The following is a 1,014-nucleotide window of genomic DNA, read 5'->3' as shown; positions in this document are numbered from 1 at the left end:
GCTCGGCGAGCTTCATCGCCTCTTCGATCAGCGTCTCGACGATCTTGGACTCGGGGACGGTCTTGATGACCTCGCCCTTGACGAAGATCTGCCCCTTGCCGTTGCCGGAGGCGACACCGAGGTCGGCCTCGCGGGCCTCACCCGGACCGTTGACCACACAACCCATGACGGCGACCCGCAACGGGACCTCCATGCCGGTCAGGCCCGCCGTGACCTCCTCGGCCAGCTTGTAGACGTCGACCTGGGCGCGCCCGCAGGACGGGCAGGACACGATCTCCAGACCGCGCTCCTTGAGGTTCAGCGACTCCAGGATCTGGATGCCGACCTTGACCTCCTCGGCCGGCGGGGCCGACAGGGAGACCCGGATCGTGTCGCCGATGCCCTGCGAGAGCAGCGCCCCGAAGGCGACGGCCGACTTGATGGTGCCCTGGAACGCGGGGCCCGCCTCGGTGACGCCGAGGTGGAGCGGGTAGTCGCACTGGGCGGCGAGCTGGCGGTAGGCCTCGATCATCACGACCGGGTCGTTGTGCTTGACCGAGATCTTGATGTCCCGGAAGTCGTGCTCCTCGAAGAGGGAGGCCTCCCACAGCGCCGACTCCACCAGCGCCTCAGGAGTGGCCTTGCCGTACTTCTGGAGCAGACGGCGGTCCAGGGAGCCCGCGTTCACCCCGATCCGGATCGGGGTGCCGTGGTCCTTCGCGGCCCGCGCGATCTCCTTCACCTTGTCGTCGAACTGCTTGATGTTCCCGGGGTTCACACGGACCGCGGCACACCCGGCCTCGATCGCCGCGAACACGTACTTCGGCTGGAAGTGGATGTCCGCGATCACCGGGATCTGCGACTTGCGCGCGATGGTCGCCAGCGCGTCCGCGTCGTCCTGCGTCGGGCAGGCGACCCGGACGATCTGACAGCCCGACGCGGTGAGTTCGGCGATCTGCTGGAGCGTGGCGCCGATGTCCGACGTACGCGTCGTCGTCATCGACTGCACCGACACCGGGGCCCCGCCCCCGACCG

Annotated in this window: 1 protein-coding gene; it reads right to left on the bottom strand. The window is 68.5% G+C overall.

The genetic code is table 11. The annotated features are described in order from the left end of the window. Nucleotides 1–1,014: flavodoxin-dependent (E)-4-hydroxy-3-methylbut-2-enyl-diphosphate synthase (ispG, locus tag KBY47_RS36180; RefSeq protein WP_210928879.1), on the bottom strand; the 1,014-nt coding region annotated here is incomplete at both ends.

The sequence above is a fragment of the Streptomyces sp. B93 genome, from assembly GCF_018070565.1.
In the GTDB taxonomy this organism is placed as follows: domain Bacteria; phylum Actinomycetota; class Actinomycetes; order Streptomycetales; family Streptomycetaceae; genus Streptomyces.
Note: the sequence above shows the minus strand (reverse complement) of the source record. Positions and strands in the feature narration are given on the sequence as shown.